The 22,128-nt window shown below is 52.9% G+C and carries 38 protein-coding genes; 2 read left to right on the top strand and 36 right to left on the bottom strand.

Going from position 1 to position 22,128, the window contains the following annotated elements; genetic code table 11:
• Positions 1-4: 4 nt before the first annotated feature.
• From rplO to rpsJ, 21 genes are all read right to left on the bottom strand, one after another.
• Entirely contained in the window at positions 5-439 is a 435-nt protein-coding gene (gene rplO, locus KB890_RS16465; protein WP_002919516.1) for a 50S ribosomal protein L15, read from the bottom strand.
• Between the two features lie 3 nt (positions 440-442).
• Positions 443-622, bottom strand: coding sequence for a 50S ribosomal protein L30 (gene rpmD / locus KB890_RS16460; RefSeq protein WP_001140434.1), 180 nt, complete (start codon positions 620-622; stop codon positions 443-445).
• Positions 623-625: 3 nt separating this feature from the next.
• Positions 626-1,129, bottom strand: a complete 504-nt coding sequence (gene rpsE / locus KB890_RS16455; RefSeq protein WP_002919545.1) for a 30S ribosomal protein S5 — start codon at positions 1,127-1,129, stop codon at positions 626-628.
• A gap of 14 nt (positions 1,130-1,143) precedes the next feature.
• Positions 1,144-1,497, bottom strand: a complete 354-nt coding sequence (gene rplR / locus KB890_RS16450) for a 50S ribosomal protein L18 (RefSeq protein ID WP_000358960.1) — start codon at positions 1,495-1,497, stop codon at positions 1,144-1,146.
• 9 nt (positions 1,498-1,506) lie between these two features.
• Positions 1,507-2,040: a 50S ribosomal protein L6 gene (rplF, locus tag KB890_RS16445; RefSeq protein ID WP_002919662.1), complete on the bottom strand. Its 534-nt coding sequence runs from the start codon at positions 2,038-2,040 to the stop codon at positions 1,507-1,509.
• Between the two features lie 12 nt (positions 2,041-2,052).
• The gene (rpsH, locus tag KB890_RS16440; protein ID WP_002919665.1) at positions 2,053-2,445 is read right to left on the bottom strand and encodes a 30S ribosomal protein S8; all 393 of its coding nucleotides are present in this window, start codon (positions 2,443-2,445) and stop codon (positions 2,053-2,055) included.
• 33 nt (positions 2,446-2,478) lie between these two features.
• Positions 2,479-2,784, bottom strand: coding sequence for a 30S ribosomal protein S14 (gene rpsN, locus KB890_RS16435; RefSeq protein WP_002919667.1), 306 nt, complete (start codon positions 2,782-2,784; stop codon positions 2,479-2,481).
• Between the two features lie 14 nt (positions 2,785-2,798).
• On the bottom strand, positions 2,799-3,338 hold the full coding sequence (rplE, locus tag KB890_RS16430) for a 50S ribosomal protein L5 (protein WP_001096200.1): 540 nt from the start codon (positions 3,336-3,338) through the stop codon (positions 2,799-2,801).
• A 14-nt stretch (positions 3,339-3,352) separates the two neighbouring features.
• The gene (gene rplX / locus KB890_RS16425) at positions 3,353-3,667 is read right to left on the bottom strand and encodes a 50S ribosomal protein L24 (protein ID WP_000729185.1); all 315 of its coding nucleotides are present in this window, start codon (positions 3,665-3,667) and stop codon (positions 3,353-3,355) included.
• 10 nt (positions 3,668-3,677) lie between these two features.
• A complete protein-coding gene (gene rplN / locus KB890_RS16420) occupies positions 3,678-4,049 on the bottom strand; it encodes a 50S ribosomal protein L14 (RefSeq protein ID WP_002919748.1) in 372 nt (123 codons plus the stop codon).
• 165 nt (positions 4,050-4,214) lie between these two features.
• Positions 4,215-4,469, bottom strand: coding sequence for a 30S ribosomal protein S17 (gene rpsQ / locus KB890_RS16415; RefSeq protein WP_002919751.1), 255 nt, complete (start codon positions 4,467-4,469; stop codon positions 4,215-4,217).
• Positions 4,469-4,660, bottom strand: a complete 192-nt coding sequence (rpmC, locus tag KB890_RS16410; protein WP_002919754.1) for a 50S ribosomal protein L29 — start codon at positions 4,658-4,660, stop codon at positions 4,469-4,471. The genes rpsQ and rpmC overlap by 1 nt, the downstream gene beginning before the upstream one ends.
• Complete coding sequence (rplP, locus tag KB890_RS16405) at positions 4,660-5,070, bottom strand: 50S ribosomal protein L16 (RefSeq protein WP_002919759.1); 411 nt, start codon at positions 5,068-5,070, stop codon at positions 4,660-4,662. The genes rpmC and rplP overlap by 1 nt, the downstream gene beginning before the upstream one ends.
• Before the next feature lie 12 nt (positions 5,071-5,082).
• Complete coding sequence (gene rpsC / locus KB890_RS16400) at positions 5,083-5,781, bottom strand: 30S ribosomal protein S3 (RefSeq protein WP_002919766.1); 699 nt, start codon at positions 5,779-5,781, stop codon at positions 5,083-5,085.
• 17 nt (positions 5,782-5,798) lie between these two features.
• Positions 5,799-6,131 carry a 50S ribosomal protein L22 gene (rplV, locus tag KB890_RS16395; RefSeq protein ID WP_002919773.1) on the bottom strand — a complete coding sequence of 111 codons (333 nt, stop codon included), beginning with the start codon at positions 6,129-6,131 and terminating at the stop codon, positions 5,799-5,801.
• A 14-nt stretch (positions 6,132-6,145) separates the two neighbouring features.
• On the bottom strand, positions 6,146-6,424 hold the full coding sequence (gene rpsS / locus KB890_RS16390; RefSeq protein ID WP_001138115.1) for a 30S ribosomal protein S19: 279 nt from the start codon (positions 6,422-6,424) through the stop codon (positions 6,146-6,148).
• Between the two features lie 16 nt (positions 6,425-6,440).
• Complete coding sequence (rplB, locus tag KB890_RS16385; protein WP_002919786.1) at positions 6,441-7,262, bottom strand: 50S ribosomal protein L2; 822 nt, start codon at positions 7,260-7,262, stop codon at positions 6,441-6,443.
• A 17-nt stretch (positions 7,263-7,279) separates the two neighbouring features.
• Positions 7,280-7,582, bottom strand: a complete 303-nt coding sequence (gene rplW / locus KB890_RS16380) for a 50S ribosomal protein L23 (RefSeq protein WP_000617546.1) — start codon at positions 7,580-7,582, stop codon at positions 7,280-7,282.
• Positions 7,579-8,184, bottom strand: coding sequence for a 50S ribosomal protein L4 (gene rplD / locus KB890_RS16375; protein WP_002919794.1), 606 nt, complete (start codon positions 8,182-8,184; stop codon positions 7,579-7,581). The genes rplW and rplD overlap by 4 nt, the downstream gene beginning before the upstream one ends.
• A gap of 10 nt (positions 8,185-8,194) precedes the next feature.
• Positions 8,195-8,824 carry a 50S ribosomal protein L3 gene (rplC, locus tag KB890_RS16370; protein WP_002919796.1) on the bottom strand — a complete coding sequence of 210 codons (630 nt, stop codon included), beginning with the start codon at positions 8,822-8,824 and terminating at the stop codon, positions 8,195-8,197.
• A gap of 32 nt (positions 8,825-8,856) precedes the next feature.
• Entirely contained in the window at positions 8,857-9,168 is a 312-nt protein-coding gene (rpsJ, locus tag KB890_RS16365; protein ID WP_001181005.1) for a 30S ribosomal protein S10, read from the bottom strand.
• A 383-nt stretch (positions 9,169-9,551) separates the two neighbouring features.
• Here rpsJ and KB890_RS16360 point away from each other — a divergent pair, with 383 nt between their 5' ends.
• Positions 9,552-10,037 carry a prepilin peptidase gene (locus KB890_RS16360; RefSeq protein ID WP_004197092.1) on the top strand — a complete coding sequence of 162 codons (486 nt, stop codon included), beginning with the start codon at positions 9,552-9,554 and terminating at the stop codon, positions 10,035-10,037.
• On the opposite strand, the gene bfr is transcribed toward KB890_RS16360, so the two are convergent.
• The 11 genes from bfr to fkpA form a co-directional block, all read right to left on the bottom strand.
• On the bottom strand, positions 10,021-10,497 hold the full coding sequence (gene bfr, locus KB890_RS16355; protein WP_002919971.1) for a bacterioferritin: 477 nt from the start codon (positions 10,495-10,497) through the stop codon (positions 10,021-10,023). The two genes, KB890_RS16360 and bfr, sit on opposite strands and share 17 nt — an antisense overlap.
• A gap of 73 nt (positions 10,498-10,570) precedes the next feature.
• Positions 10,571-10,765, bottom strand: a complete 195-nt coding sequence (bfd, locus tag KB890_RS16350) for a bacterioferritin-associated ferredoxin (RefSeq protein WP_004152415.1) — start codon at positions 10,763-10,765, stop codon at positions 10,571-10,573.
• Between the two features lie 180 nt (positions 10,766-10,945).
• Positions 10,946-12,130, bottom strand: coding sequence for an elongation factor Tu (tuf, locus tag KB890_RS16345; protein ID WP_004174069.1), 1,185 nt, complete (start codon positions 12,128-12,130; stop codon positions 10,946-10,948).
• Between the two features lie 69 nt (positions 12,131-12,199).
• Positions 12,200-14,314 (bottom strand): elongation factor G, encoded by a 2,115-nt coding sequence (gene fusA / locus KB890_RS16340; RefSeq protein ID WP_002920103.1) that lies wholly within the window; start codon positions 14,312-14,314, stop codon positions 12,200-12,202.
• Positions 14,315-14,410: 96 nt separating this feature from the next.
• Complete coding sequence (rpsG, locus tag KB890_RS16335; protein WP_002920113.1) at positions 14,411-14,881, bottom strand: 30S ribosomal protein S7; 471 nt, start codon at positions 14,879-14,881, stop codon at positions 14,411-14,413.
• Between the two features lie 96 nt (positions 14,882-14,977).
• Positions 14,978-15,352 carry a 30S ribosomal protein S12 gene (rpsL, locus tag KB890_RS16330; protein ID WP_002920115.1) on the bottom strand — a complete coding sequence of 125 codons (375 nt, stop codon included), beginning with the start codon at positions 15,350-15,352 and terminating at the stop codon, positions 14,978-14,980.
• 124 nt (positions 15,353-15,476) lie between these two features.
• Positions 15,477-15,764 carry a sulfurtransferase complex subunit TusB gene (gene tusB, locus KB890_RS16325; RefSeq protein ID WP_002920119.1) on the bottom strand — a complete coding sequence of 96 codons (288 nt, stop codon included), beginning with the start codon at positions 15,762-15,764 and terminating at the stop codon, positions 15,477-15,479.
• Positions 15,765-15,771: 7 nt separating this feature from the next.
• On the bottom strand, positions 15,772-16,131 hold the full coding sequence (gene tusC / locus KB890_RS16320; protein ID WP_004174061.1) for a sulfurtransferase complex subunit TusC: 360 nt from the start codon (positions 16,129-16,131) through the stop codon (positions 15,772-15,774).
• Entirely contained in the window at positions 16,131-16,517 is a 387-nt protein-coding gene (tusD, locus tag KB890_RS16315) for a sulfurtransferase complex subunit TusD (protein WP_002920128.1), read from the bottom strand. The genes tusC and tusD overlap by 1 nt, the downstream gene beginning before the upstream one ends.
• A complete protein-coding gene (locus tag KB890_RS16310) occupies positions 16,517-17,239 on the bottom strand; it encodes a helix-turn-helix transcriptional regulator (protein ID WP_002920130.1) in 723 nt (240 codons plus the stop codon). The genes tusD and KB890_RS16310 overlap by 1 nt, the downstream gene beginning before the upstream one ends.
• A gap of 168 nt (positions 17,240-17,407) precedes the next feature.
• Positions 17,408-18,238, bottom strand: coding sequence for an FKBP-type peptidyl-prolyl cis-trans isomerase (gene fkpA / locus KB890_RS16305; RefSeq protein WP_004174060.1), 831 nt, complete (start codon positions 18,236-18,238; stop codon positions 17,408-17,410).
• A gap of 222 nt (positions 18,239-18,460) precedes the next feature.
• Between fkpA and KB890_RS16300 the strand changes: the two genes are divergently transcribed.
• Positions 18,461-18,679, top strand: a complete 219-nt coding sequence (locus KB890_RS16300) for a protein SlyX (protein ID WP_002920136.1) — start codon at positions 18,461-18,463, stop codon at positions 18,677-18,679.
• 58 nt (positions 18,680-18,737) lie between these two features.
• Here KB890_RS16300 and slyD read toward each other — a convergent pair whose 3' ends face one another.
• From slyD to kefG, 4 genes are all read right to left on the bottom strand, one after another.
• Positions 18,738-19,325, bottom strand: a complete 588-nt coding sequence (gene slyD / locus KB890_RS16295; RefSeq protein WP_002920140.1) for a peptidylprolyl isomerase — start codon at positions 19,323-19,325, stop codon at positions 18,738-18,740.
• Positions 19,326-19,418: 93 nt separating this feature from the next.
• Complete coding sequence (locus KB890_RS16290) at positions 19,419-19,619, bottom strand: YheV family putative zinc ribbon protein (RefSeq protein WP_002920143.1); 201 nt, start codon at positions 19,617-19,619, stop codon at positions 19,419-19,421.
• Positions 19,620-19,630: 11 nt separating this feature from the next.
• A complete protein-coding gene (gene kefB / locus KB890_RS16285; protein ID WP_004181441.1) occupies positions 19,631-21,436 on the bottom strand; it encodes a glutathione-regulated potassium-efflux system protein KefB in 1,806 nt (601 codons plus the stop codon).
• Positions 21,423-21,986: a glutathione-regulated potassium-efflux system ancillary protein KefG gene (gene kefG, locus KB890_RS16280; RefSeq protein WP_004151401.1), complete on the bottom strand. Its 564-nt coding sequence runs from the start codon at positions 21,984-21,986 to the stop codon at positions 21,423-21,425. The genes kefB and kefG overlap by 14 nt, the downstream gene beginning before the upstream one ends.
• Positions 21,987-22,128 lie beyond the last annotated feature (142 nt).

Raw genomic sequence — 22,128 nt, 5'->3', positions numbered from 1 at the left:
CTACTTATTCCTCAATTTTACCGCCAGCAGCTTCGATAGCAGCACGAGCACCTTTAGTCACACGCAGGCCACGAACAGTTACCGGACGAGTTACCTCACCAGACAGGATCACTTTCGCGAACTCGATCTGGACACCGATAATGTTAGCCGCTTTCAGCGCGTTCAGGTCTACTACATCGCCTTCTACGTGAGCCAGATCGGAGAGACGGATCTCTGCGGTGATCATCGCTTTACGAGAAGTGAAGCCGAATTTCGGCAGACGACGGTACAGAGGCATCTGACCACCCTCGAAACCGCGACGTACGCCACCGCCAGAACGAGATTTCTGACCTTTGTGACCACGACCACCGGTTTTACCGAGGCCAGAACCGATACCACGACCCAGGCGTTTACCCGCCTTTTTGGAGCCTTCGGCCGGAGACAGAGTATTTAAACGCATCTCTTACTCCTCAACTTTAACCATGAAGGAAACCGCGTTGACCATACCACGAACAGCAGGAGTATCCTCGCGCTCTACGGTGTGACCAATACGACGCAGACCCAGGCCAAGCAGCGTTGCCTTGTGTTTCGGCAGACGACCGATTGCACTGCGGGTTTGAGTAATTTTAATAGTCTTTGCCATGGTTTATTTCCCCAGAATTTCTTCAACGGATTTACCACGCTTGGCAGCGACCATATCCGGGGACTTCATGTTTTCCAGACCGTCGATAGTTGCACGAACCACGTTAATCGGGTTAGTGGAACCATACGCTTTAGCCAGAACGTTACGAACCCCAGCGACTTCCAGAACGGCGCGCATTGCACCACCGGCGATGATACCGGTACCTTCGGAAGCCGGCTGCATGAATACACGAGAACCCGTGTGAGTACCCTTAACCGGGTGCTGCAGGGTGCCGTGGTTCAGCGCGACGTTAATCATATTGCGACGGGCTTTTTCCATCGCTTTCTGGATCGCTGCTGGAACTTCACGCGCTTTACCGTAACCAAAACCAACGCGACCGTTACCATCGCCTACTACAGTCAGAGCTGTGAAGGAGAAAATACGACCACCTTTAACGGTTTTAGATACGCGGTTTACCGCGATCAGCTTTTCCTGCAGTTCGCCAGCTTGTTTTTCGATGTGAGCCATCTTACACCTCTACCTTAGAACTGAAGGCCAGCTTCACGGGCAGCATCTGCCAGTGCCTGGACACGACCATGATATTGGAACCCGGAACGGTCAAAGGAAACATCTTTGATGCCTTTTTCCAGAGCGCGTTCAGCGACAGCTTTACCCACAGCTGCTGCAGCGTCTTTGTTACCGGTGTACTTCAGTTGTTCAGCGATAGCTTTTTCTACAGTAGAAGCAGCTACCAGAACTTCAGAACCATTCGGTGCAATTACCTGTGCGTAAATGTGACGCGGGGTACGATGTACCACCAGGCGAGTTGCGCCCAGCTCCTGGAGCTTGCGGCGTGCGCGGGTCGCACGACGGATACGAGCAGATTTCTTATCCATAGTGTTACCTTACTTCTTCTTAGCCTCTTTGGTACGCACGACTTCGTCGGCGTAACGAACACCCTTGCCTTTGTAAGGCTCAGGACGACGGTAGGCGCGCAGATCTGCTGCAACCTGGCCGATCACCTGCTTATCAGCGCCTTTCAGCACGATTTCAGTCTGAGTCGGACATTCTGCAGTGATACCCGCAGGCAGCTGATGATCAACCGGGTGAGAGAAACCTAAAGCCAGGTTTACTACATTCCCTTTGACCGCTGCACGATAACCTACACCAACCAGCTGCAGCTTCTTAGTGAAGCCTTCGGTAACACCGATAACCATTGAGTTCAGCAGGGCACGCGCGGTACCAGCCTGAGCCCAACCGTCTGCGTAACCATCACGCGGACCGAAGGTCAGTGCATTATCTGCATGTTTAACTTCAACAGCATCGTTGAGAGTACGAGTCAGCTCGCCGTTTTTACCTTTGATCGTAATAACCTGACCGTTGATTTTTACATCAACGCCGGCAGGAACAACGACCGGTGCTTTAGCAACACGAGACATTTTTTCCTCCGATTAGGCTACGTAGCAGATAATTTCGCCACCAAGACCAGCCTGGCGCGCTGCACGATCAGTCATAACACCTTTAGAGGTAGAAACAACTGCGATACCCAGACCGGCCATAACTTTCGGCAGCTCATCTTTTTTCTTATAGATGCGCAGACCTGGGCGGCTGACACGCTGAATGCTTTCTACAACAGCTTTGCCCTGGAAATACTTGAGAGTAAGTTCCAGTTCAGGCTTGGTGTCGCCTTCAACTTTAAAATCTTCGATAAAACCTTCTTCCTTCAGCACGTTGGCGATTGCCACTTTCAGCTTGGAGGAAGGCATGGTGACCGCAGCTTTGTTCGCGGCCTGACCGTTACGGATACGGGTCAGCATATCCGCGATCGGATCTTGCATGCTCATCTGTCTTTACTCCCGTGATTCAATTGGTGACAATTACCAGCTAGCCTTTTTCAGACCCGGGATTTCACCGCGCATAGCGGCTTCACGGACCTTAATACGGCTCAACCCGAACTTCCGCAGGAAACCATGCGGACGACCTGTTTGACGGCAGCGGTTACGCTGACGAGACGGGCTGGAATCACGCGGCAGAGTCTGCAGCTTGAGAACGGCATTCCAACGATCTTCGTCGGTTGCGTTCACATCAGAGATGATAGCTTTCAGTTCAGCGCGTTTAGCGAAGAATTTATCAGCTAAAGCCACGCGCTTTACTTCGCGTGCTTTCATTGATTGCTTAGCCATTAAGTAACCCTACCTTACTTGCGGAACGGGAAGTCAAAGGCAGCCAGCAGAGCACGGCCTTCTTCGTCAGATTTCGCAGTAGTGGTAATGGTAATATCCAAACCACGAACGCGGTCGACTTTATCGTAGTCGATTTCTGGGAAGATGATCTGCTCACGGACACCCATGCTGTAGTTGCCACGACCGTCGAAAGACTTAGCGGACAGGCCGCGGAAGTCACGAATACGCGGTACAGCAATAGTGATCAGGCGCTCAAAGAACTCCCACATGCGTTCGCCACGCAGAGTTACTTTACAGCCGATCGGATAGCCCTGACGGATTTTGAAGCCTGCAACTGATTTGCGTGCTTTGGTGATCAGCGGTTTTTGACCGGAGATTGCTGCCAGGTCAGCTGCTGCGTTATCCAGCAGTTTCTTGTCAGCGATCGCTTCACCAACACCCATGTTCAGGGTGATCTTCTCGACCCGAGGGACTTGCATGACAGAATTGTAGTTAAACTCAGTCATGAGTTTCTTAACTACTTCGTCTTTGTAGTAATCATGCAGTTTCGCCATCGTACTACTCCAAATTACTTGATAGTTTCGCTGTTAGACTTGAAGAAACGGACTTTTTTACCGTCTTCGAATCTAAAGCCTACACGGTCAGCCTTGCCGGTTGCCGCATTGAAGATTGCAACGTTAGAAACCTGAATTGCAGCTTCTTTTTCAACGATGCCGCCTGGTTGGTTCAGAGCCGGAACCGGCTTCTGGTGTTTCTTAACCAGGTTGATACCTTCAACAATGACCTTGCCGGAAGACAGGACATTCTTAACTTTACCGCGCTTACCTTTATCTTTACCGGTTAACACGATAACTTCGTCATCACGACGGATTTTCGCTGCCATGATTCGCTCCTTAGAGTACTTCTGGTGCCAGAGAGATAATTTTCATGAACTTCTCGGTACGAAGTTCACGAGTTACCGGCCCAAAAATACGCGTACCGATAGGCTGCTCGCTGTTATTGTTCAGAATAACGCATGCATTACCATCGAAGCGAATGACAGAACCGTCCGGGCGACGAACACCCTTCTTGGTGCGCACCACTACCGCCTTCAGCACATCACCTTTTTTGACCTTACCACGCGGAATTGCTTCTTTGATGGTGATCTTGATGATGTCGCCTACGCCTGCGTAGCGACGGTGCGAGCCACCCAGAACCTTGATACACATTACGCGACGTGCACCGGAGTTGTCGGCGACGTTCAGCATAGTCTGTTCTTGGATCATTTTAGTGCTCCGCTAATGTCAACTACTACTGAGACCCGAAAATTAGGGTCGTTAAAAAGCCCCATATCGAGGGCGCGGCATTATAACACCACAAACCAGATATGGGTAGAAAAAATAAACGGCTCATCGCTGAGCCGTTTATCCGTATCGAGAATGCGTACTCTATTACAGAACCGCTTTCTCTACAACGCGAACCAGCGTCCAGGACTTAGTCTTGGACAGCGGACGGCATTCGCGGATTTCAACCTTGTCGCCGATACCGCATTCGTTGTTCTCGTCATGTACGTGCAGTTTGGTCGTACGTTTGATGAATTTACCGTAAACCGGGTGTTTCACCATACGTTCGATAGCAACAACAATGGATTTCTCCATTTTGTCGCTAACTACGCGACCTTGCAGAGTACGGATTTTATCGGTCATTACGCACCCGCCTTCTGAGTCAGTAAAGTCTTAACGCGTGCAACATCACGACGCACTTGCTTCAGCAGATGAGTCTGTTGCAGCTGGCCACTTGCAGCCTGCATGCGCAGGTTGAACTGCTCACGCAGCAGGTTCAGCAGCTCAGCGTTCAGCTCTTCAACGCTTTTTTCACGCAGCTCTTTTGCTTTCATTACATCACCGTCTTAGTTACAAAGGTGGTTTTGATCGGCAGTTTCGCTGCTGCCAGGCCGAATGCTTCACGGGCCAGCTCTTCCGGTACACCGTCCATTTCATACAGGACTTTACCCGGCTGAATCAAGGCAACCCAGTACTCCACGTTACCTTTACCTTTACCCATACGAACTTCCAGCGGCTTCTCGGTGATCGGTTTGTCCGGGAATACACGGATCCAGATCTTACCTTGACGCTTAACTGCACGGGTCATAGCACGACGTGCTGCTTCGATCTGACGTGCAGTCAGACGACCACGGCCAACAGCTTTCAGACCGAAAGTGCCGAAGCTAACATCCGTACCCTGCGCCAGACCACGGTTGCGGCCTTTGTGCACTTTACGGAATTTTGTACGCTTTGGTTGTAACATCAGCGACGCTCCTTATTTACGGCCTTTACGCTGCTGCTTTTTAGGTTGAGCAGCCGGTTCCGGTTGTTCAACAGCAGCCATACCACCCAGGATCTCACCTTTGAAGATCCATACCTTAACGCCGATTACACCGTAAGTGGTGTGCGCTTCAGAGGTGTTGTAGTCGATGTCAGCACGCAGAGTGTGCAGCGGTACGCGACCTTCACGGTACCATTCGGTACGTGCGATTTCCGCGCCGCCCAGACGGCCGCTAACTTCAACTTTGATACCTTTAGCGCCCAGACGCATTGCGTTCTGTACAGCACGCTTCATCGCACGACGGAACATAACGCGACGTTCCAGCTGAGAAGTGATGCTGTCAGCAACCAGTTTTGCGTCCAGTTCAGGTTTACGAACTTCGGCGATATTGATCTGTGCAGGTACGCCAGCGATATCCGCTACGACCTTGCGCAGTTTTTCTACGTCTTCGCCTTTCTTACCGATAACGATACCCGGGCGAGCGGTGTGAATGGTCACACGGATGCTCTTAGCCGGACGCTCGATAACGATGCGAGATACAGACGCTTTAGCCAGTTCTTTAGTCAGGAACTGACGTACTTTAAAATCGCTGTCCAGGTTGTCAGCGAATTCTTTGGTGTTCGCGAACCAGGTAGAGTTCCATGGTTTGACAATACCCAGGCGAATACCATTAGGATGTACTTTCTGACCCATTGCTAGTCTCCAGAGTCTCAGCGATCGGACACAACCACAGTGATGTGGCTGGTGCGCTTCAGGATGCGATCTGCACGACCTTTAGCACGCGGCATAATGCGCTTCATGCTCGGGCCTTCGTCTACGAAAATTTTCGCAACTTTCAGATCATCAATGTCAGCGCCATCGTTGTGTTCAGCGTTAGCAATGGCAGATTCCAGTACCTTCTTGACCAGTACAGCAGCTTTTTTGTTGGTGTAGGTCAGAATATCCAGGGCCTGCGACACTTTCTTACCGCGAATCAGGTCAGCTACAAGGCGAACCTTCTGAGCAGAAGAACGAGCATGGCGATGTTGAGCTAAAGTTTCCATCTCTTCCTCCTACCTTATTTCTTCTTCGCTTTTTTATCAGCAGCGTGGCCGCGATAAGTACGAGTCGGTGCGAATTCACCCAGTTTGTGACCGACCATTTCGTCGGAAACAAATACTGGAACGTGCTGACGACCATTATGGACAGCGATGGTCAAACCGATCATGTTAGGAAAGATCGTTGAACGACGGGACCAAGTGCGCAGGGGCTTCTTGTCTCCGCTTTCCACCGCTTTCTCTACCTTCTTCAGCAAGTGCAGGTCAATAAAAGGACCTTTCTTGAGAGAACGTGGCATGGCTTATCCTCTAAAATTATTTGCTACGGCGACGTACGATGAATTTATCAGTACGCTTGTTGCTGCGGGTCTTCTTACCTTTGGTCTGCAGGCCCCACGGGGATACCGGGTGCTTACCAAAGTTACGACCTTCACCACCACCATGTGGGTGGTCTACTGGGTTCATCGCAGTACCGCGAACGGTAGGACGAACACCACGCCAGCGTGCAGCACCTGCTTTACCCAGAACGCGCAGCATATGCTCAGCATTGCCAACTTCGCCCAGAGTCGCGCGGCAGTCTGCTTCGACTTTACGCATTTCACCAGAACGCAGACGCAGGGTGACATAAGCACCGTCACGAGCAACGATCTGAACGTAAGTACCAGCGGAACGAGCCAGCTGACCGCCTTTACCAGGTTTCATTTCTACGTTATGAACGGTAGAACCAACCGGGATATTGCGCATCGGCAGGGTGTTGCCTGCTTTGATTGCAGCATCAACGCCAGACTGAATCTGGTCGCCAGCTTTCAGGCCTTTCGGGGCCAGGATGTAACGGCGCTCGCCGTCTTTGTACAGAACCAGCGCGATGTTCGCGGAGCGGTTCGGATCGTACTCAAGACGTTCAACAACTGCCGGGATACCATCTTTGTTGCGTTTGAAGTCAACAATACGGTAAGCCTGCTTGTGGCCACCACCGATATGACGGGTGGTGATACGGCCATTGTTGTTACGACCACCGGATTTGCTGTTTTTTTCCAGCAACGGAGCAAAAGGTTTGCCCTTGTGCAGCTCTGGGTTAACCACTTTAACGACGTGGCGACGACCCGGAGATGTCGGTTTACATTTAACAACTGCCATTGTATTACTCCTCCGACTTACTCAGCGCCGCCAACGAAGTCCAGATTCTGGCCTTCTTTCAGGGTGACGTAAGCTTTTTTCCAGTCGCTACGACGACCGATACGCTGTCCGTGACGTTTAACTTTCCCTTTAACAACCAGGGTGTTAACGACTTCGACTTCGACTTCAAACAGTTTCTGCACAGCAGCTTTGATTTCTGCTTTGGTCGCGTCTTTAGCAACTTTGAGAACGATGGTGTTTGTTTTTTCCATCGCAGTAGACGCTTTTTCAGAAACGTGCGGTGCGCGCAGCACCTTCAGCAGACGTTCTTCACGAATCATGCCAGCATCTCCTCAACTTGCTTAACAGCATCAGCAGTCATTACGACTTTGTCGAAGGCGATCAGGCTAACCGGGTCGATACCGTTCGCATCACGTACGTCAACCTTATGCAGGTTACGTGCGGCCAGGAACAGGTTCTCGTCCAGCTCACCGGTGATGATCAGCACATCTTCCAGAGCCATGTCTTTCAGTTTCTGTGCCAGCAGCTTAGTTTTCGGCGCTTCAACAGAGAACTTCTCGACAACGATCAGACGATCCTGACGTACCAGTTCGGACAGAATGCTTTTCAGCGCGCCGCGGTACATCTTCTTGTTAACTTTTTGACTGTGGTCCTGCGGACGAGCAGCGAAGGTCACGCCACCGGAACGCCAGATCGGGCTCTTGATAGAACCAGAACGCGCACGGCCGGTACCTTTCTGGCGCCACGGTTTTTTACCGGAGCCAGTGATTTCAGCACGAGTCTTCTGAGCACGAGTGCCCTGACGCGCACCGGCTGCATAAGCAACAACAACCTGGTGAACCAGCGCTTCGTTGAAATCACGACCGAAGGTAGTTTCGGAAACAGTCAGCGCGCTCTGCGCGTCTTTCAATACTAATTCCATTGCTATCTCCTCACGCCTTCACAGCTGGTTTAACGATCAGGTCGCTACCGGTCGCACCCGGGACAGCACCTTTAACCAGCAGCAGGTTGCGCTCAGCGTCAACACGTACTACGTCCAGGCTCTGAACGGTTACACGCTCATTACCCAGCTGACCTGCCATTTTCTTGCCTTTGAACACTTTGCCCGGAGTCTGGTTCTGACCGATAGAACCCGGAACGCGGTGGGACAAGGAGTTACCGTGAGTAGCGTCCTGGGTACGGAAGTTCCAGCGCTTAACGGTACCAGCAAAACCTTTACCTTTAGAGGTACCGGTTACGTCAACTTTTTTAACGTCAGCAAACAGTTCAACGCTAATGTTCTGACCTACGGTGAATTCTTCGCCGTCAGCCAGACGGAATTCCCACAGACCACGGCCAGCTTCAACGCCAGCTTTAGCGAAGTGACCCGCTTCCGGCTTGGTTACACGGTTAGCTTTTTTAGCACCGGTGGTAACCTGGATTGCGCGGTAGCCATCGTTAGCCAGGTCTTTAACCTGAGTAACACGGTTTGCTTCAACTTCGATTACGGTTACTGGGATAGAAACGCCATCTTCAGTGAAGATGCGGGTCATGCCCACTTTTTTACCGACTAAACCAATCATTGTTTCAACCTCTCAATCGCTCGATGACCTGATTAACCCAGGCTGATCTGCACGTCTACACCGGCAGCCAGATCCAGACGCATCAGAGCATCAACGGTTTTTTCAGTTGGCTCAACGATGTCAACCAGACGCTTGTGAGTGCGAATTTCGTACTGGTCACGCGCGTCTTTGTTGACGTGCGGGGAGATCAGAACGGTAAAGCGCTCTTTGCGGGTCGGCAGCGGGATCGGACCACGGACTTGCGCACCAGTGCGCTTAGCAGTCTCGACGATTTCCGCGGTTGATTGATCGATCAGACGATGATCAAACGCTTTCAGGCGGATACGGATTCTTTGGTTCTGCATGAGACCAGAGCTCCAATTATTTTATAGACGAAATGATTACTCCTCATACCCATTACGATTGATGGGAGAGTGTAACCGTTCTTACATAGTCCCCCGATTGGGGACATTGTTTGATAACCCAAATGCGATTACCAGGGTTCATATTGAACCGGCCGTCAACTTTGACAGGCCCGCGCATTATACGCAAATTCTGGCGCGACGCAAGTGCTGTTTAGAAAATCATCACCAGGATTTGCGCGCCTTCGCGTTAGCGCGCTGTACGGGGCTGCAATGCGGAGTAAGAGCGCGGAATGTGGGATCCATTCCCGGAAAATGCCTTTTGTGCTGAATGGGAGAGGATGAGCATAGTGACGCAATGTTCATCGATCATTGCGGGGTCAACTATGCTCGCCGCCCTCCCCTTCTTGCTGTGCTATAGCGGTTTGACCGTGGCATTATGCCACCAGGATCTGCGCCACGGTCTGTTGCCCGACCGTTACACCTGTCCCCTGCTGTGGAGTGCTTTACTTTTTTATCTCTGTCTGGCGCCGCACCAGCTGCATGATGCCGTCTGGGGGGCGATAGCGGGCTATCTCTCTTTGGCTGCGATTTACTGGCTATACCGCGGTATCCGCGGCTATGAAGGGTTGGGTTATGGAGATATAAAATATCTTGCCGCCCTCGGCGCCTGGCATGGCTGGCGATTGCTGCCGCAGTTGGTCCTGGTTGCCTCGCTACTCGCCGGCATAGCGTGGGCAGGAGCAGGTTTATACGCCAGTTGCGGCAGGAAGAGCAAATGGGGAAGAAGCAACCCGCTGCCGTTTGGGCCATTCCTGGCGGCCGCGGGTTTTTGGTGCGGGTGGCAGACGCTGGCTAATCTGACACTTTGATCTGCGACTGCAGGTAATTTTGCAGACCGATTTTGCCAATCAAATCGAGTTCGGTTTCCAGCCAGTCGATATGGCCTTCTTCATCCGCCAGGATCTCAATCATCATATCGCGGCTGACGTAGTCATGGACGCTGTCGGCATAGGCAATAGCCTCACGCAAATTTTGCGCCCCTTCCAGCTCCAGCCTCAAATCGGACCGCAGCATCTCTTCCACATCTTCACCGATGCCAAGTTTGCCGAGATCCTGCAGATTAGGGATACCTTCGAGAAAAAGAATACGCTCGATATACTTATCGGCGTGCTTCATTTCGTCGATGGATTCGTGGTACTCAATATCGTTGAGGCGCATCAGGCCCCAATTTTTAAACATTCTCGCATGAAGAAAGTACTGATTAATTGCGACTAGCTCATTTCCCAATAATTTATTGAGATAACTTATGATTTTGACATCACCTTTCATTATATAGTCCCTCCGCTTCCACTCATTGAAGCGTAGTCCGGCCTATAGGGATGTCAAAAGAGAAGCGTGGACTTCAGGCGATTTCTTTGAATTCCGGCATGGTGGTTAATTCATCTTCCATCACTTCACGCGCGGCACGAACACACTTACCGCATTGATTTCCCACGGGAACAAACTTACGTAATTGCTGAAAAGATTGCGGTTGAAACTGGCGCACAACCTGACGAATTTTTTTATCGCTGACGCCATTGCACAAACAAACGTACATAGAAACTCCCGTTCAATTTATGCACAAATATTAAATGAGAATGGTTATGATTACAATAGACCATTTGCTCATTATCCGCCGCAACGCACGATATGAATAGCCAGCAAAAATCCGTTTTTCGCTGAATGACAGACAGCAAAAAGGGCGCCGAAGCGCCCTTTTTAATTCAAAGCTAACGAATTAGCCCAGAACTTTAGCTACAACGCCCGCGCCAACGGTACGGCCGCCTTCACGGATTGCGAAACGCAGACCGTCGTCCATCGCGATCGGGTGGATCAGGGTAACAACCATTTTGATGTTGTCGCCCGGCATTACCATCTCTACGCCTTCCGGCAGTTCGATGGTGCCAGTCACGTCAGTAGTACGGAAGTAGAACTGCGGACGGTAGCCTTTGAAGAACGGAGTATGACGGCCGCCTTCGTCTTTGGACAGGATGTACACTTCAGATTCGAACTTGGTGTGCGGGTTGATGGTGCCCGGCTTAGCCAGTACCTGACCACGTTCGATTTCTTCACGTTTGATACCACGCAGCAGAACACCTACGTTCTCACCAGCACGGCCTTCGTCCAGCAGTTTGCGGAACATTTCAACGCCAGTACAGGTGGTTTTCGCGGTTTCTTTGATACCAACGATTTCAACTTCTTCACCTACTTTGATGATACCGCGCTCTACACGACCGGTAACAACGGTACCACGACCGGAGATGGAGAATACGTCTTCGATCGGCAGCAGGAACGGCTTGTCAATCGCACGCTCTGGTTCCGGGATATAGGTATCCAGGTGGCCAGCCAGTTCGATGATTTTCGCTTCCCACTCTGCGTCGCCTTCCAGCGCTTTCAGAGCAGAACCACGAACGATCGGAGTGTCGTCGCCCGGGAAATCGTACTGAGACAGCAGTTCACGAACTTCCATCTCAACCAGTTCCAGCAGCTCTTCGTCATCAACCATGTCGCATTTGTTCAGGAACACGATGATGTACGGAACGCCTACCTGACGACCCAGCAGGATGTGCTCACGAGTCTGCGGCATCGGGCCGTCAGTCGCAGCAACAACCAGGATCGCGCCGTCCATCTGCGCAGCACCGGTGATCATGTTTTTAACATAGTCGGCGTGGCCCGGGCAGTCTACGTGCGCGTAGTGGCGAGTCGGGGTGTCATATTCAACGTGAGAGGTGTTGATGGTGATACCACGAGCTTTTTCTTCCGGCGCGTTATCGATCTGGTCGAATGCGCGAGCGGAACCACCGTAGGTTTTAGCCAGAACGGTAGTGATGGCAGCAGTCAGGGTAGTTTTACCATGGTCAACGTGGCCGATAGTACCAACGTTGACGTGCGGTTTTGTACGTTCAAATTTTTCTTTAGACACGGCTATATTCCTTACTATAGTGCTCTCCCCTTCGGAGAGAGCACGGGACTTAGGTTTTAATCCTGTGGATTATTTACCACGGGCTTCAATAACGGCCTGAGCAACGTTGTTTGGCGCATCATCATACTTCAGGAATTCCATGGTGTATGATGCACGACCTTTGGTCAGAGAACGCAGCTGAGTTGCATAACCGAACATTTCGGACAGCGGTACTTCAGCGTGGATCTTAACGCCGGTTACTTCGGATTCCTGACCGCGCAGCATACCGCGACGACGGCTCAAGTCACCGATAACGTCACCAGTGTTCTCTTCCGGAGTTTCTACTTCAACCTTCATGATCGGCTCAAGCAGAACTGGTTTTGCTTTCTTAAAGCCTTCTTTAAAGGCAATAGACGCAGCCAGTTTAAACGCCAGCTCAGAGGAGTCAACGTCATGGTAAGAACCGAAGTGCAGACGGATACCCATATCAACTACCGGGTAACCTGCCAGCGGACCAGCTTTCAGCTGTTCCTGGATGCCTTTATCAACGGCCGGGATGTATTCGCCAGGAATTACACCACCTTTGATGTCGTTGATGAACTCGTAACCTTTCGGGTTAGAGCCCGGCTCCAGCGGGTACATGTCGATCACAACGTGACCGTACTGACCACGACCACCAGACTGCTTGGCGTGTTTACCTTCGATATCGGTAACTTTCGCGCGAATCGCTTCACGGTAAGCAACCTGAGGTTTACCGACGTTCGCTTCAACGTTGAATTCACGCTTCATACGGTCAACGATGATGTCGAGGTGCAGCTCACCCATACCGGCGATAATGGTCTGGTTAGACTCTTCGTCAGTCCATACGCGGAAAGACGGGTCTTCTTTAGCCAGACGACCCAGAGCCAGACCCATTTTTTCCTGGTCAGCTTTGGTTTTCGGCTCAACGGCGATGGAGATTACCGGCTCAGGGAATTCCATACGCTCCAGAATGATCGGCGCATCCGGGTCACACAGGGTGTCACCAGTAGTTACGTCTTTCAGACCGATAGCAGCAGCGATGTCGCCCGCGCGAACTTCTTTGATCTCTTCACGTTTGTTAGCGTGCATCTGAACGATACGACCGAAACGCTCACGTGCAGCTTTCACGGAGTTCAGTACGGTATCACCAGAGTTAACCACACCGGAGTACACGCGGAAGAAGGTCAGGTTACCCACGAACGGGTCGGTAGCGATTTTGAACGCCAGTGCAGAGAACGGCTCGTCGTCGCTTGCGTGACGCTCAGCCGGGGTATCTTTACCGTCGTCCAGGATACCGTTGATCGCAGGTACGTCAACCGGGGATGGCAGGTAATCAATTACCGCATCCAGCATCGCCTGAACGCCTTTGTTCTTGAACGCAGAACCACAGGTTACCAGGATGATTTCGTTGTTCAGAACGCGCTGACGCAGAGCTTTTTTGATCTCTTCTTCAGTCAGTTCTTCACCACCCAGGTATTTTTCCATCAGCTCTTCAGAAGCTTCAGCTGCGGATTCGATCAGGTTCTGGTGCCATTCATCAGCCAGGTCCTGCATGTCAGCCGGGATATCTTCGTATTCGAAGGTTACGCCCTGGTCTGCATCGTTCCAGTTGATGGCTTTCATTTTCACCAGGTCAACAACGCCGGTGAAACCTTCTTCAGCACCAATTGCCAGCTGCAGCGGAACCGGGTTCGCGCCCAGACGGGTTTTGATCTGACCAACAACTTTCAGGAAGTTAGCGCCCATGCGGTCCATTTTGTTAACGAACGCGATGCGCGGAACTTTATATTTGTTTGCCTGACGCCATACGGTTTCAGACTGCGGCTGAACACCACCAACTGCGCAGTAAACCATTACCGCACCATCAAGAACACGCATGGAACGTTCTACTTCGATAGTGAAGTCAACGTGCCCCGGGGTGTCGATGATGTTTACGCGGTGCGGTTCATACTGTTTGGCCATACCAGACCAGAATGCAGTAGTCGCAGCGGAAGTGATGGTGATACCACGTTCCTGCTCCTGCTCCATCCAGTCCATGGTAGCGGCGCCGTCATGAACTTCACCGATTTTGTGGTTTACACCGGTGTAGAACAGAATACGTTCGGTAGTAGTGGTTTTACCGGCGTCGATGTGCGCACTGATACCGATGTTACGGTAGCGTGCGATGGGTGTTGTACGAGCCATTTGATTCCTCGTTTATTTCTTTAGGCGTTCAGTTAAGTTATCCAGAGCGGGCGACTCATCTGAAGCGCCCGCCTGGTGACTATGACTCCGAAGGGATTACCAACGGTAGTGAGCGAACGCCTTGTTGGCTTCGGCCATACGGTGAACGTCTTCACGTTTCTTAACTGCAGTACCTTTGTTGTCTGCAGCATCAGTGAGTTCGTTCGCCAGGCGCAGAGCCATGGATTTATCACCGCGTTTACGAGCAGCTTCAACGATCCAACGCATTGCCAGGGCATTACGACGGACCGGACGAACTTCAACTGGAACCTGATAAGTAGAACCACCTACGCGGCGGGACTTAACTTCGACAGTCGGGCGCACGTTTTCGAGCGCAACTTCGAAGGCTTCCAGTTCAGATTTACCAGAACGCTGAGCCAGGGTCTCCAGCGCGCTGTATACGATAGTTTCTGCAGTAGATTTTTTACCATCTACCATCAGGATATTGACAAATTTAGCCAGCAGTTCTGATCCGAACTTCGGATCCGGCAGAATTTTACGCTGACCAATGACGCGACGACGTGGCATGGAAATACTCCGTTGTTAATTCAGGATTGTCCAAAACTCTAAGAGTTTAGTATGACATTAAGATAAATCAGTTTGGCCTTACTTAACGGAGAACCATTAAGCCTTAGGACGCTTCACGCCGTACTTGGAGCGAGCCTGCTTACGGTCTTTAACGCCGGAGCAGTCAAGCGCACCACGAACGGTGTGGTAACGAACACCCGGAAGGTCTTTAACACGACCGCCACGGATCAGGATCACGGAGTGCTCCTGCAGGTTGTGACCTTCACCACCGATGTAGGAGGTGACTTCGAAACCGTTAGTCAGACGCACACGGCAAACTTTACGCAGTGCGGAGTTCGGTTTCTTAGGAGTGGTGGTATATACGCGAGTACATACGCCACGTTTCTGCGGGCAGGCTTCCAGCGCTGGCACGTTGCTCTTTGCAACTTTGCGCGCGCGTGGTTTGCGTACCAGCTGGTTAATTGTTGCCATTAAATAGCTCCTGGTTTTAGCTTTTGCTTCGTAAACACGTAATAAATCGCCTCATATATTATGAGGACGCAGAATTTTAGGGCGGTGCCGAAAAGGTGTCAAGAAATATACAACGATCCCGCCATCACCAGGCCAACTGACCGGCATGTTTGACTGTGAGTCTGACGAAATCAGTATAGCTAACCCTGCCGACACTGTCCGCAATTTGACCAGCCAGCCCGCGGGCGTCAACGTCGTCTTGCAGCACGTATAGGGTTATGGGGGCGGATTGCAGGATCTCAAGGAAGCGACCATCGGCGATGGCCGCGGTGACGCCGTCAGACAGTAGTACCAGATCGTCGCCGTGCTCCATCAAACGAAGCATCGCTGCGATGTCGGCATGCCAGGGGGAAACACTGAGCGTATGGAGCATGGGGGCCTCAGAAACGCAAAATCACATCAAATTCATGCAGACGGGCGCGCAGGGCATCCGGCGCCAGGCATTCGACATCCACCACCCACGGGGTCGCGGGATCCAGGCCGCGCTCTCGCGCTGAGTCGGCGCACAGCCAGCACTGGTCGATATCATATAGCGACAGCAATTTAAAGGTAGCGATGTAGTCGCGGGCCAGCACAGCGCCAGGCCGCTGTTCGGGTAACAGCTGAAACACGCCGTCGCCCACAAAAAACACGCCAATATCGTCGGTGAGCGCGGAGGTTGCTAATAAGGCATCGAGGCCTTCCCTGCCAGCGGCGCTGCCGTGCGGCGCAGAGGAAAATACAAAAGCCACACGTTTCATCAGAACTGCACCATCCGATCGCAAGTAAGCGCCGCTTCCGCTAGCGCGCCGAGCCCGCTCAAGGTAAAACCCGGCTGCAAATTGTGGCCAGGCAGAGCGAGCTGTTGCGCTTCGCGTTCGTCCGTTACGCCACGACGCAGGGCGGCCGCCACGCAGATATGCAGCGCGACGCCGTGCTCATCGTGGAGGGATTGCCACCCGCGCACCAGATCGAACTCATCGCTGGCGGGCGCCGTCAACTGGTTAGCGTTAAGCACGCCTTCGCGATAGAAAAAAACGCACGCCAGCTCATGGCCTTCCTGCAGCACGGCCTGGGCAAATTGCCAGGCGCTGCTCGCCTGCTGCGTGCCATAGGCTGGGCCGGTCACCGTGAGGGCAAAACGCATTACTTATCCAGCCCCTGGAAATCGCCGCTTTTGAACTGGCGAATATAGAGGTAGACGGTGTGCTTGGAGATGTTCAGACGATCGGCTACCTGGTTAATAGCGTCTTTAATATCGAAGATCCCTTTCTCGTAGAGATTCAGCACGATTTGACGGTTTTTCGCATTGTTAGACACGCTGCGATCGGCATTCACCTCTTCAATGGTGAACTCCAGCGTCTGGGCGACCAGATCGTCTACCGAAGAAGCAAAGTTCACCGGCGAGTTCACTTCAGGCGTTTCTGGCGGAATAAAGGTGCTCATGATCTGGGAAAACGGCACATCCAGATTCATGTTGATACACAGCAGACCAATCACCCGGTGATCGCGGTTGCGAATGGCAATCGTCACCGACTTCATCAGTACGCCGCTTTTAGCACGGGTAAAGTAGCATTTGGAAACGCTGCTATCGGCGCCCGTCATATCGTGCAGCATGCGCAGCGCAAGATCGGTAATCGGTGAACCAATTTGGCGGCCGGTATGTTCACCATTGGCGATACGGATGGCAGAGCATTTCAGATCCTGCAAAGAATGCAGCACGATTTCACAGTGCGAACCGATGAGCATCGCCAACCCGTCCACTACCGCTTCATAAGATTTGAGAATATCGAAATCGGTCTGGTCAAAGGGACGTTGATCCAGCAGGTCAAGCTCGCTGGTTTCATTGGTTAAAAGCGACCTGGACATGAAAAAAAGCACTCCTTTTCAGGAGCCTGTCGTTATTGTCAGGGCAGGCTCATCATCATTATTAAGCTATCTAAAGTAATACAGCGCCTGAGGATCTTTCCAGTTTTAATTATATCTGCGCTCAATAAAAAAGCCGCCGCCTCTGACGAGACGGCGGCCTGAACCTGATTACTTCTTAGCGTCAGCTTTCGCGTCCGCGGCTTTCGCATCGCCTGCGGCTTCCGGCTGTGCATCTGCCTTCGGCGCCGGTTTGATATCCAGCAGTTCTACATCAAAGACCAGCGTAGAGTTGGCCGGGATGCCCGGGACGCCAGTTTTACCGTAGGCCAGGTCCGGCGGAATAACCAGCTTGATTTTGCCGCCTTTCTTGATGTTCTTCAGGCCTTCAGTCCAGCCCGGGATCACGCCGTCGAGACGGAAAGAGAGCGGCTCGCCGCGAGTATAAGAGTTATCAAACTCTTTACCGTCGATCAGGGTACCTTTGTAGTTTACCACCACGGTATCGCTGTCTTTCGGCGCATCGCCAGCGCCTTCTTTCTCGACTTTATACAGCAGGCCAGTTTTTGAGGTTTTCACGCCCTTCTCTTTGGCAAAGTTGTCACGGAACGCTTTGCCTTTGGCTTCGTTCTCAGTGGCGTCTTTTTCCATTTTCTGCTGAGCCGCGGTCTTCACGCGCGTTTCAAAGGCCTGCAGAGTCTGTTCGATCTCCTGGTCGGACAGTTTGCTCTTATCGGCAAACGCGTCCTGTACGCCGGCGATCAGCTGGGCTTTATCCAGCTTAATGCCCAGCTTCTCTTGTTCTTTCAGGGAGTTTTCCATGTAACGCCCCAGGGACGCGCCCAGCGCATAGGCAGATTTCTGATCGTCATTTTTAAATGCCGATTTACTCTCAGCCGCCGGGGCTGCCTTCGTTGCCGTATCTGCAGCGAAGGTCAGCGGTGCATTCAGGGCGACGGCCATTGTGGTCGCCAGCAGCGTTACTTTAAACAGTGATTTCATCCATTTCTCCAGGGCCGGGGCCTCTCGCCCCAGGGTTATCGTAAAAAGCAAAAAACGTACTATAGAACGTTGCCGTTAAAATCTACATACGGACGTTCCTGAATATCGCCTCTTTTAGGACTATTTTTGTATGAATAAGTTTCCTGTACGGCGCAGCGATGCTGCGCGCCAGGGGAAACTTAAGTAGAATCCGCCCGCAGGATCAGACTAAAGAGGTTACCCATGCACGATAGCACATTAGAAACGCGCCTTGCGGAGCTGGAAAGCCGGCTGGCGTTTCAGGAAATCACCATCGAAGACCTCAACAAAACCGTGACCGCCCACGAGATCGAGATGGCGAAGATGCGGGAGCATATGCGTCTGATGATCGAGAAGCTGAAGGCGACCCAACCCTCCCATATCGCCTCCCAGGCGGAAGAAACGCCACCGCCGCACTATTGAGGCGTAAAAAAAGCGGGTTTCCCCGCTTTTTTGTCGTCTTCGTGCCGAAGCGCAAAGATTAGTGGCAGCCGCAGCCACCGTGGCCGCCGCAGCCGCCTTTACCATGGTCGTGACCATGATCGTGGCCGTGGCCGCCGCAGCAACCGTCATGACCATGGTCATGATCGTGATCGTGGCCATGCGCGCCGTGCACGTGACCGTGCTCCAGCTCTTCCGCAGTCGCTTCGCGGATGGCGACGACTTCCACATTAAACTTCAGGTTCTGGCCAGCCAGCATGTGGTTGCCATCAACCACAACGTGGTCGTCTTCAACTTCAGTGATTTCTACTGGTACCGGACCCTGATCGGTTTCCGCCAGGAAGCGCATGCCAACCTGCAGTTCATCAACGCCCATGAAGACGTCTTTCGGTACACGCTGCACCAGGTTTTCGTCATACTGACCGTAAGCGTCGTTAGCGCCGACGGCAACGTCAAATTTGTCGCCCACTTCGTGGCCATCCAGCGCGTTTTCCAGGCCGGAAATCAGGGAGCCGTGACCGTGCAGGTAATCCAGCGGCGCGCTTACCGGAGACTCATCAACCAACACACCGTCTTCTGTACGTACCTGATAGGCCAGGCTGACCACCAGGTCTTTTGCTACTTTCATGATATCTCCTGAGATGGGAAGAATAGTGGCGCAGATTGTAGCGGAATTCTGCTGCCGTGTACCCTTTAGCTTAAAAAAAGCCGACGGATAACGCTAGTCGGGATGAAAAATGCCAATCACCTGCTCCTCTTTGCGTACATGCTCACGGGCCTCTTTATCTGCCTCACGCATCTGATGACCGCATTTAACGCACTCAACAACATCGACATTATTCTCACGCCACATTGCCAGCGAATCCTGCGCCTGGCACGCCGGACATTTCGCCCCGGCAATAAAACGTTTACGCACTGCCATAAGATTTACCTTTATTCAAACTCGTCCCAGCCGTCCAGCTGCCGGCTCTCTTTCTGCATTTCGCGCTGGAAAATCTCTTCCAGTTCGCGCCGGGCCTCCCGCACGCGTGATATCTGTACCGTATCAGTATGCACTGGCATTAGCTCGCGCAGCATTCGCATATCGAGGCGTCGGAAGTGCAGCTGCGCGCGCTGGGCCTGGTGAGGATGCATCCCGAGGGTGATGAGCGCTTTGCGCCCCAGTTCCAACGCACTGGAGAAAGTTTCACGAGAAAACTGCGTCACGCCGGCCTGCAGCAGCTCATGCGCCTCAACGCGCCCGCGAGCGCGGGCCAGAATATGCAGATGTGGAAAGTGTTGTTGACACATTTCCACCAGCCGCATGGTATCTTCTGGCTCATTACAGGTGATGACGATCGACTGCGCCTCTTCCGCTCCCGCCGAGCGCAGCAGCTCCAGCTGGGTGGCATCGCCAAAATAGACTTTATAGCCATAGTTGCGCATCAGATTTACCGCGCTGATGTCCCGCTCCAGTACCGTAATACGCATCTTATTGGCCATCAGCAGGCGACCAATGACCTGACCAAAGCGACCAAACCCGACAATAATCACCTGCGGCTTGTCATCCTCCACCCACGGCGCCTCATCAGTATCGTCCGCCGGGTTCAGCCGTCGCGACAATAGCTTATCTATCCCCTTCATCAGCAGCGGCGTCGTCATCATCGACAACGTTACCGCCACCAGCAGCAGCGCCATCTGGTCGTGCTGAAACAACCGCTGAGAGGCGGGCAGCGAAAAGAGGACAAACGCGAACTCGCCGCCCTGGCTTAATACGCCCGCGAACTGCATCCGCTCGGAACTTCGCAGGCCATAGAGACGGGCCAGCAGATAGAGCACCAGCATTTTTACCGCCACCAGCACCGCCACGCTCACCGCCACCCACAGCAGATGGGTATACAGTACGCCAAGGTTCAGCGCCATGCCGACGGAAATAAAGAACAACCCGAGCAGCAGCCCCTTGAACGGATCGATAGCGATCTCCAGTTCGTGGCGATACTCACTTTCCGCCAGCAGCACGCCGGCAATAAAGGTGCCCAGCGCCATCGACAGCCCCAGCGCCTCCATAAACAGGGCAGATCCGAGGACCAACAGCAGCGTGGCGGCAGTGAACACCTCCCTGACCCCCGAGCTGGCGATAAAACGGAACACCGGCCGCAGCAGATAGCGTCCGCCAATCAGCATCCCGGCAAAGGCCAGGACCTTCATGCCGACCGTCAACCAGTTCACATGCTCATCCGCTGAACCGGCCAGCAGGGGCACCAGCGCCAGCGCCGGGATCACCGCCAGATCCTGAAACAGCAGCACCGAAAAGCCTAGCTGTCCCGCTTCGCTGCGGCTCATTCCCTTCTCACGCATCAGCTGCAGCGCCATGGCGGTGGAAGACATCGCCAGGCCGATCCCGCCGACCACCGCCGCCTGCCATGAAAACCCGGTCGTCATCAGCAACCCACCGAGGATCGCCGCGCTGAGCATCACCTGCGCCGCGCCAACGCCGAAGATGGAGCTCCGCAGTCGCCATAGCTTGGCGGGATTGAGCTCCAGGCCGATGATAAACATCAGAAACACTACGCCGAGCTCAGAGAAATGGAGAATTTCATCCACATCGCTGATAAACCCGAGCCCCCACGGACCAATGGCGATCCCGGCCAGCAGATAGCCCAGCACCGCGCCAATCCCCAGTCTTGAAGCCAGAGGGACGGCGATGACGGCCGCGAACAAAAACAACACCCCCGCCAGCAGCAAATCAGATCCCGCCATGGACACCTCCGGCGGCGATAGGGTTGGCCAACCAGTCCCGGTAGGCCAGGGCGCGGCTGCGCAGCTCCTCTGGCTGCTGCCTCCGGGCCCAGTAGACGATAATGGGGCTCATCCAGTGCATACGGCACATGCCGGCGGTCAGTTCAAAAGGACGTAAAATATCGTTCATCGGATAGCGATTAGCATCGCGACGGTAGGCGCTCTCAGGCTCGCCGGTGGTGATCACGCTGCGCCAGTACTTTCCCGCCAGTTCGTTCCCTCCGGCGCCGCTGGCGAAGCCGCGGCTTAACACACGATCCAGCCACTCCTTAAGCAGCGCCGGACAGCTCCAGGTATATAAAGGGTGCTGGAAAACAATCACCTCATGCTGGCGCAGCAGGTCCTGTTCGTAAGCAATATCGATAAAAAAATCCGGATAGTGCGCGTAGAGATCGTGCACGGTGACGTTCGGCAACTGTAAGGCCGGCTCTAATAAAACCCGGTTGGCCACGGAATCCTGAGATTCTGGGTGGGCATACAGCAGCAACACTTTCGCTGTCTGAGACATCATTCCCCTCCCGTAGGTCTTCTGGCGGCCTGCACAGCCCCGGCGTTTTGACACAGCCAGAATGACTTTGTGTATCGTCTTCGTTTTGGGCTACCATGGCGGCCCGGTGAAGCGATTCGCTTCCACACTACATTATCATAATGAC

Source organism: Klebsiella sp. P1954 (assembly GCF_018199955.1).
Taxonomy (GTDB): Bacteria; Pseudomonadota; Gammaproteobacteria; order Enterobacterales; family Enterobacteriaceae; genus Klebsiella; species Klebsiella pneumoniae.
Note: the sequence above shows the minus strand (reverse complement) of the source record. Positions and strands in the feature narration are given on the sequence as shown.

What these genes read in the sequence shown, in the direction of transcription:
- rpsS (WP_001138115.1), bottom strand. Translation starts at nt 6,424, where the DNA reads ATGCCACGTTCTCTCAAGAAAGGTCCTTTTATTGACCTGCACTTGCTG.
- rpsH (WP_002919665.1), bottom strand. Translation starts at nt 2,445, where the DNA reads ATGAGCATGCAAGATCCGATCGCGGATATGCTGACCCGTATCCGTAAC.
- KB890_RS16300 (WP_002920136.1), top strand. Translation starts at nt 18,461, where the DNA reads ATGCACGATAGCACATTAGAAACGCGCCTTGCGGAGCTGGAAAGCCGG.
- rpsG (WP_002920113.1), bottom strand. Translation starts at nt 14,881, where the DNA reads ATGCCACGTCGTCGCGTCATTGGTCAGCGTAAAATTCTGCCGGATCCG.
- rplP (WP_002919759.1), bottom strand. Translation starts at nt 5,070, where the DNA reads ATGTTACAACCAAAGCGTACAAAATTCCGTAAAGTGCACAAAGGCCGC.
- rplW (WP_000617546.1), bottom strand. Translation starts at nt 7,582, where the DNA reads ATGATTCGTGAAGAACGTCTGCTGAAGGTGCTGCGCGCACCGCACGTT.
- slyD (WP_002920140.1), bottom strand. Translation starts at nt 19,325, where the DNA reads ATGAAAGTAGCAAAAGACCTGGTGGTCAGCCTGGCCTATCAGGTACGT.
- rplB (WP_002919786.1), bottom strand. Translation starts at nt 7,262, where the DNA reads ATGGCAGTTGTTAAATGTAAACCGACATCTCCGGGTCGTCGCCACGTC.
- rplR (WP_000358960.1), bottom strand. Translation starts at nt 1,497, where the DNA reads ATGGATAAGAAATCTGCTCGTATCCGTCGTGCGACCCGCGCACGCCGC.
- bfr (WP_002919971.1), bottom strand. Translation starts at nt 10,497, where the DNA reads ATGAAAGGTGATGTCAAAATCATAAGTTATCTCAATAAATTATTGGGA.
- rpsN (WP_002919667.1), bottom strand. Translation starts at nt 2,784, where the DNA reads ATGGCTAAGCAATCAATGAAAGCACGCGAAGTAAAGCGCGTGGCTTTA.
- bfd (WP_004152415.1), bottom strand. Translation starts at nt 10,765, where the DNA reads ATGTACGTTTGTTTGTGCAATGGCGTCAGCGATAAAAAAATTCGTCAG.
- rplD (WP_002919794.1), bottom strand. Translation starts at nt 8,184, where the DNA reads ATGGAATTAGTATTGAAAGACGCGCAGAGCGCGCTGACTGTTTCCGAA.
- rplE (WP_001096200.1), bottom strand. Translation starts at nt 3,338, where the DNA reads ATGGCGAAACTGCATGATTACTACAAAGACGAAGTAGTTAAGAAACTC.
- KB890_RS16360 (WP_004197092.1), top strand. Translation starts at nt 9,552, where the DNA reads ATGCTCGCCGCCCTCCCCTTCTTGCTGTGCTATAGCGGTTTGACCGTG.
- fkpA (WP_004174060.1), bottom strand. Translation starts at nt 18,238, where the DNA reads ATGAAATCACTGTTTAAAGTAACGCTGCTGGCGACCACAATGGCCGTC.
- tusD (WP_002920128.1), bottom strand. Translation starts at nt 16,517, where the DNA reads ATGCGTTTTGCCCTCACGGTGACCGGCCCAGCCTATGGCACGCAGCAG.
- kefB (WP_004181441.1), bottom strand. Translation starts at nt 21,436, where the DNA reads ATGGCGGGATCTGATTTGCTGCTGGCGGGGGTGTTGTTTTTGTTCGCG.
- KB890_RS16290 (WP_002920143.1), bottom strand. Translation starts at nt 19,619, where the DNA reads ATGGCAGTGCGTAAACGTTTTATTGCCGGGGCGAAATGTCCGGCGTGC.
- rpmD (WP_001140434.1), bottom strand. Translation starts at nt 622, where the DNA reads ATGGCAAAGACTATTAAAATTACTCAAACCCGCAGTGCAATCGGTCGT.
- tusB (WP_002920119.1), bottom strand. Translation starts at nt 15,764, where the DNA reads ATGCTCCATACGCTCAGTGTTTCCCCCTGGCATGCCGACATCGCAGCG.
- rplF (WP_002919662.1), bottom strand. Translation starts at nt 2,040, where the DNA reads ATGTCTCGTGTTGCTAAAGCACCGGTCGTTGTTCCTGCCGGCGTTGAT.
- rplN (WP_002919748.1), bottom strand. Translation starts at nt 4,049, where the DNA reads ATGATCCAAGAACAGACTATGCTGAACGTCGCCGACAACTCCGGTGCA.
- kefG (WP_004151401.1), bottom strand. Translation starts at nt 21,986, where the DNA reads ATGATGTCTCAGACAGCGAAAGTGTTGCTGCTGTATGCCCACCCAGAA.
- tusC (WP_004174061.1), bottom strand. Translation starts at nt 16,131, where the DNA reads ATGAAACGTGTGGCTTTTGTATTTTCCTCTGCGCCGCACGGCAGCGCC.
- rpsJ (WP_001181005.1), bottom strand. Translation starts at nt 9,168, where the DNA reads ATGCAGAACCAAAGAATCCGTATCCGCCTGAAAGCGTTTGATCATCGT.
- fusA (WP_002920103.1), bottom strand. Translation starts at nt 14,314, where the DNA reads ATGGCTCGTACAACACCCATCGCACGCTACCGTAACATCGGTATCAGT.
- rplX (WP_000729185.1), bottom strand. Translation starts at nt 3,667, where the DNA reads ATGGCAGCGAAAATCCGTCGTGATGACGAAGTTATCGTGTTAACCGGT.
- rpsQ (WP_002919751.1), bottom strand. Translation starts at nt 4,469, where the DNA reads ATGACCGATAAAATCCGTACTCTGCAAGGTCGCGTAGTTAGCGACAAA.
- KB890_RS16310 (WP_002920130.1), bottom strand. Translation starts at nt 17,239, where the DNA reads ATGTCCAGGTCGCTTTTAACCAATGAAACCAGCGAGCTTGACCTGCTG.
- rplO (WP_002919516.1), bottom strand. Translation starts at nt 439, where the DNA reads ATGCGTTTAAATACTCTGTCTCCGGCCGAAGGCTCCAAAAAGGCGGGT.
- rpsE (WP_002919545.1), bottom strand. Translation starts at nt 1,129, where the DNA reads ATGGCTCACATCGAAAAACAAGCTGGCGAACTGCAGGAAAAGCTGATC.
- rplC (WP_002919796.1), bottom strand. Translation starts at nt 8,824, where the DNA reads ATGATTGGTTTAGTCGGTAAAAAAGTGGGCATGACCCGCATCTTCACT.
- rpmC (WP_002919754.1), bottom strand. Translation starts at nt 4,660, where the DNA reads ATGAAAGCAAAAGAGCTGCGTGAAAAAAGCGTTGAAGAGCTGAACGCT.
- rpsC (WP_002919766.1), bottom strand. Translation starts at nt 5,781, where the DNA reads ATGGGTCAGAAAGTACATCCTAATGGTATTCGCCTGGGTATTGTCAAA.
- rpsL (WP_002920115.1), bottom strand. Translation starts at nt 15,352, where the DNA reads ATGGCAACAATTAACCAGCTGGTACGCAAACCACGCGCGCGCAAAGTT.
- rplV (WP_002919773.1), bottom strand. Translation starts at nt 6,131, where the DNA reads ATGGAAACTTTAGCTCAACATCGCCATGCTCGTTCTTCTGCTCAGAAG.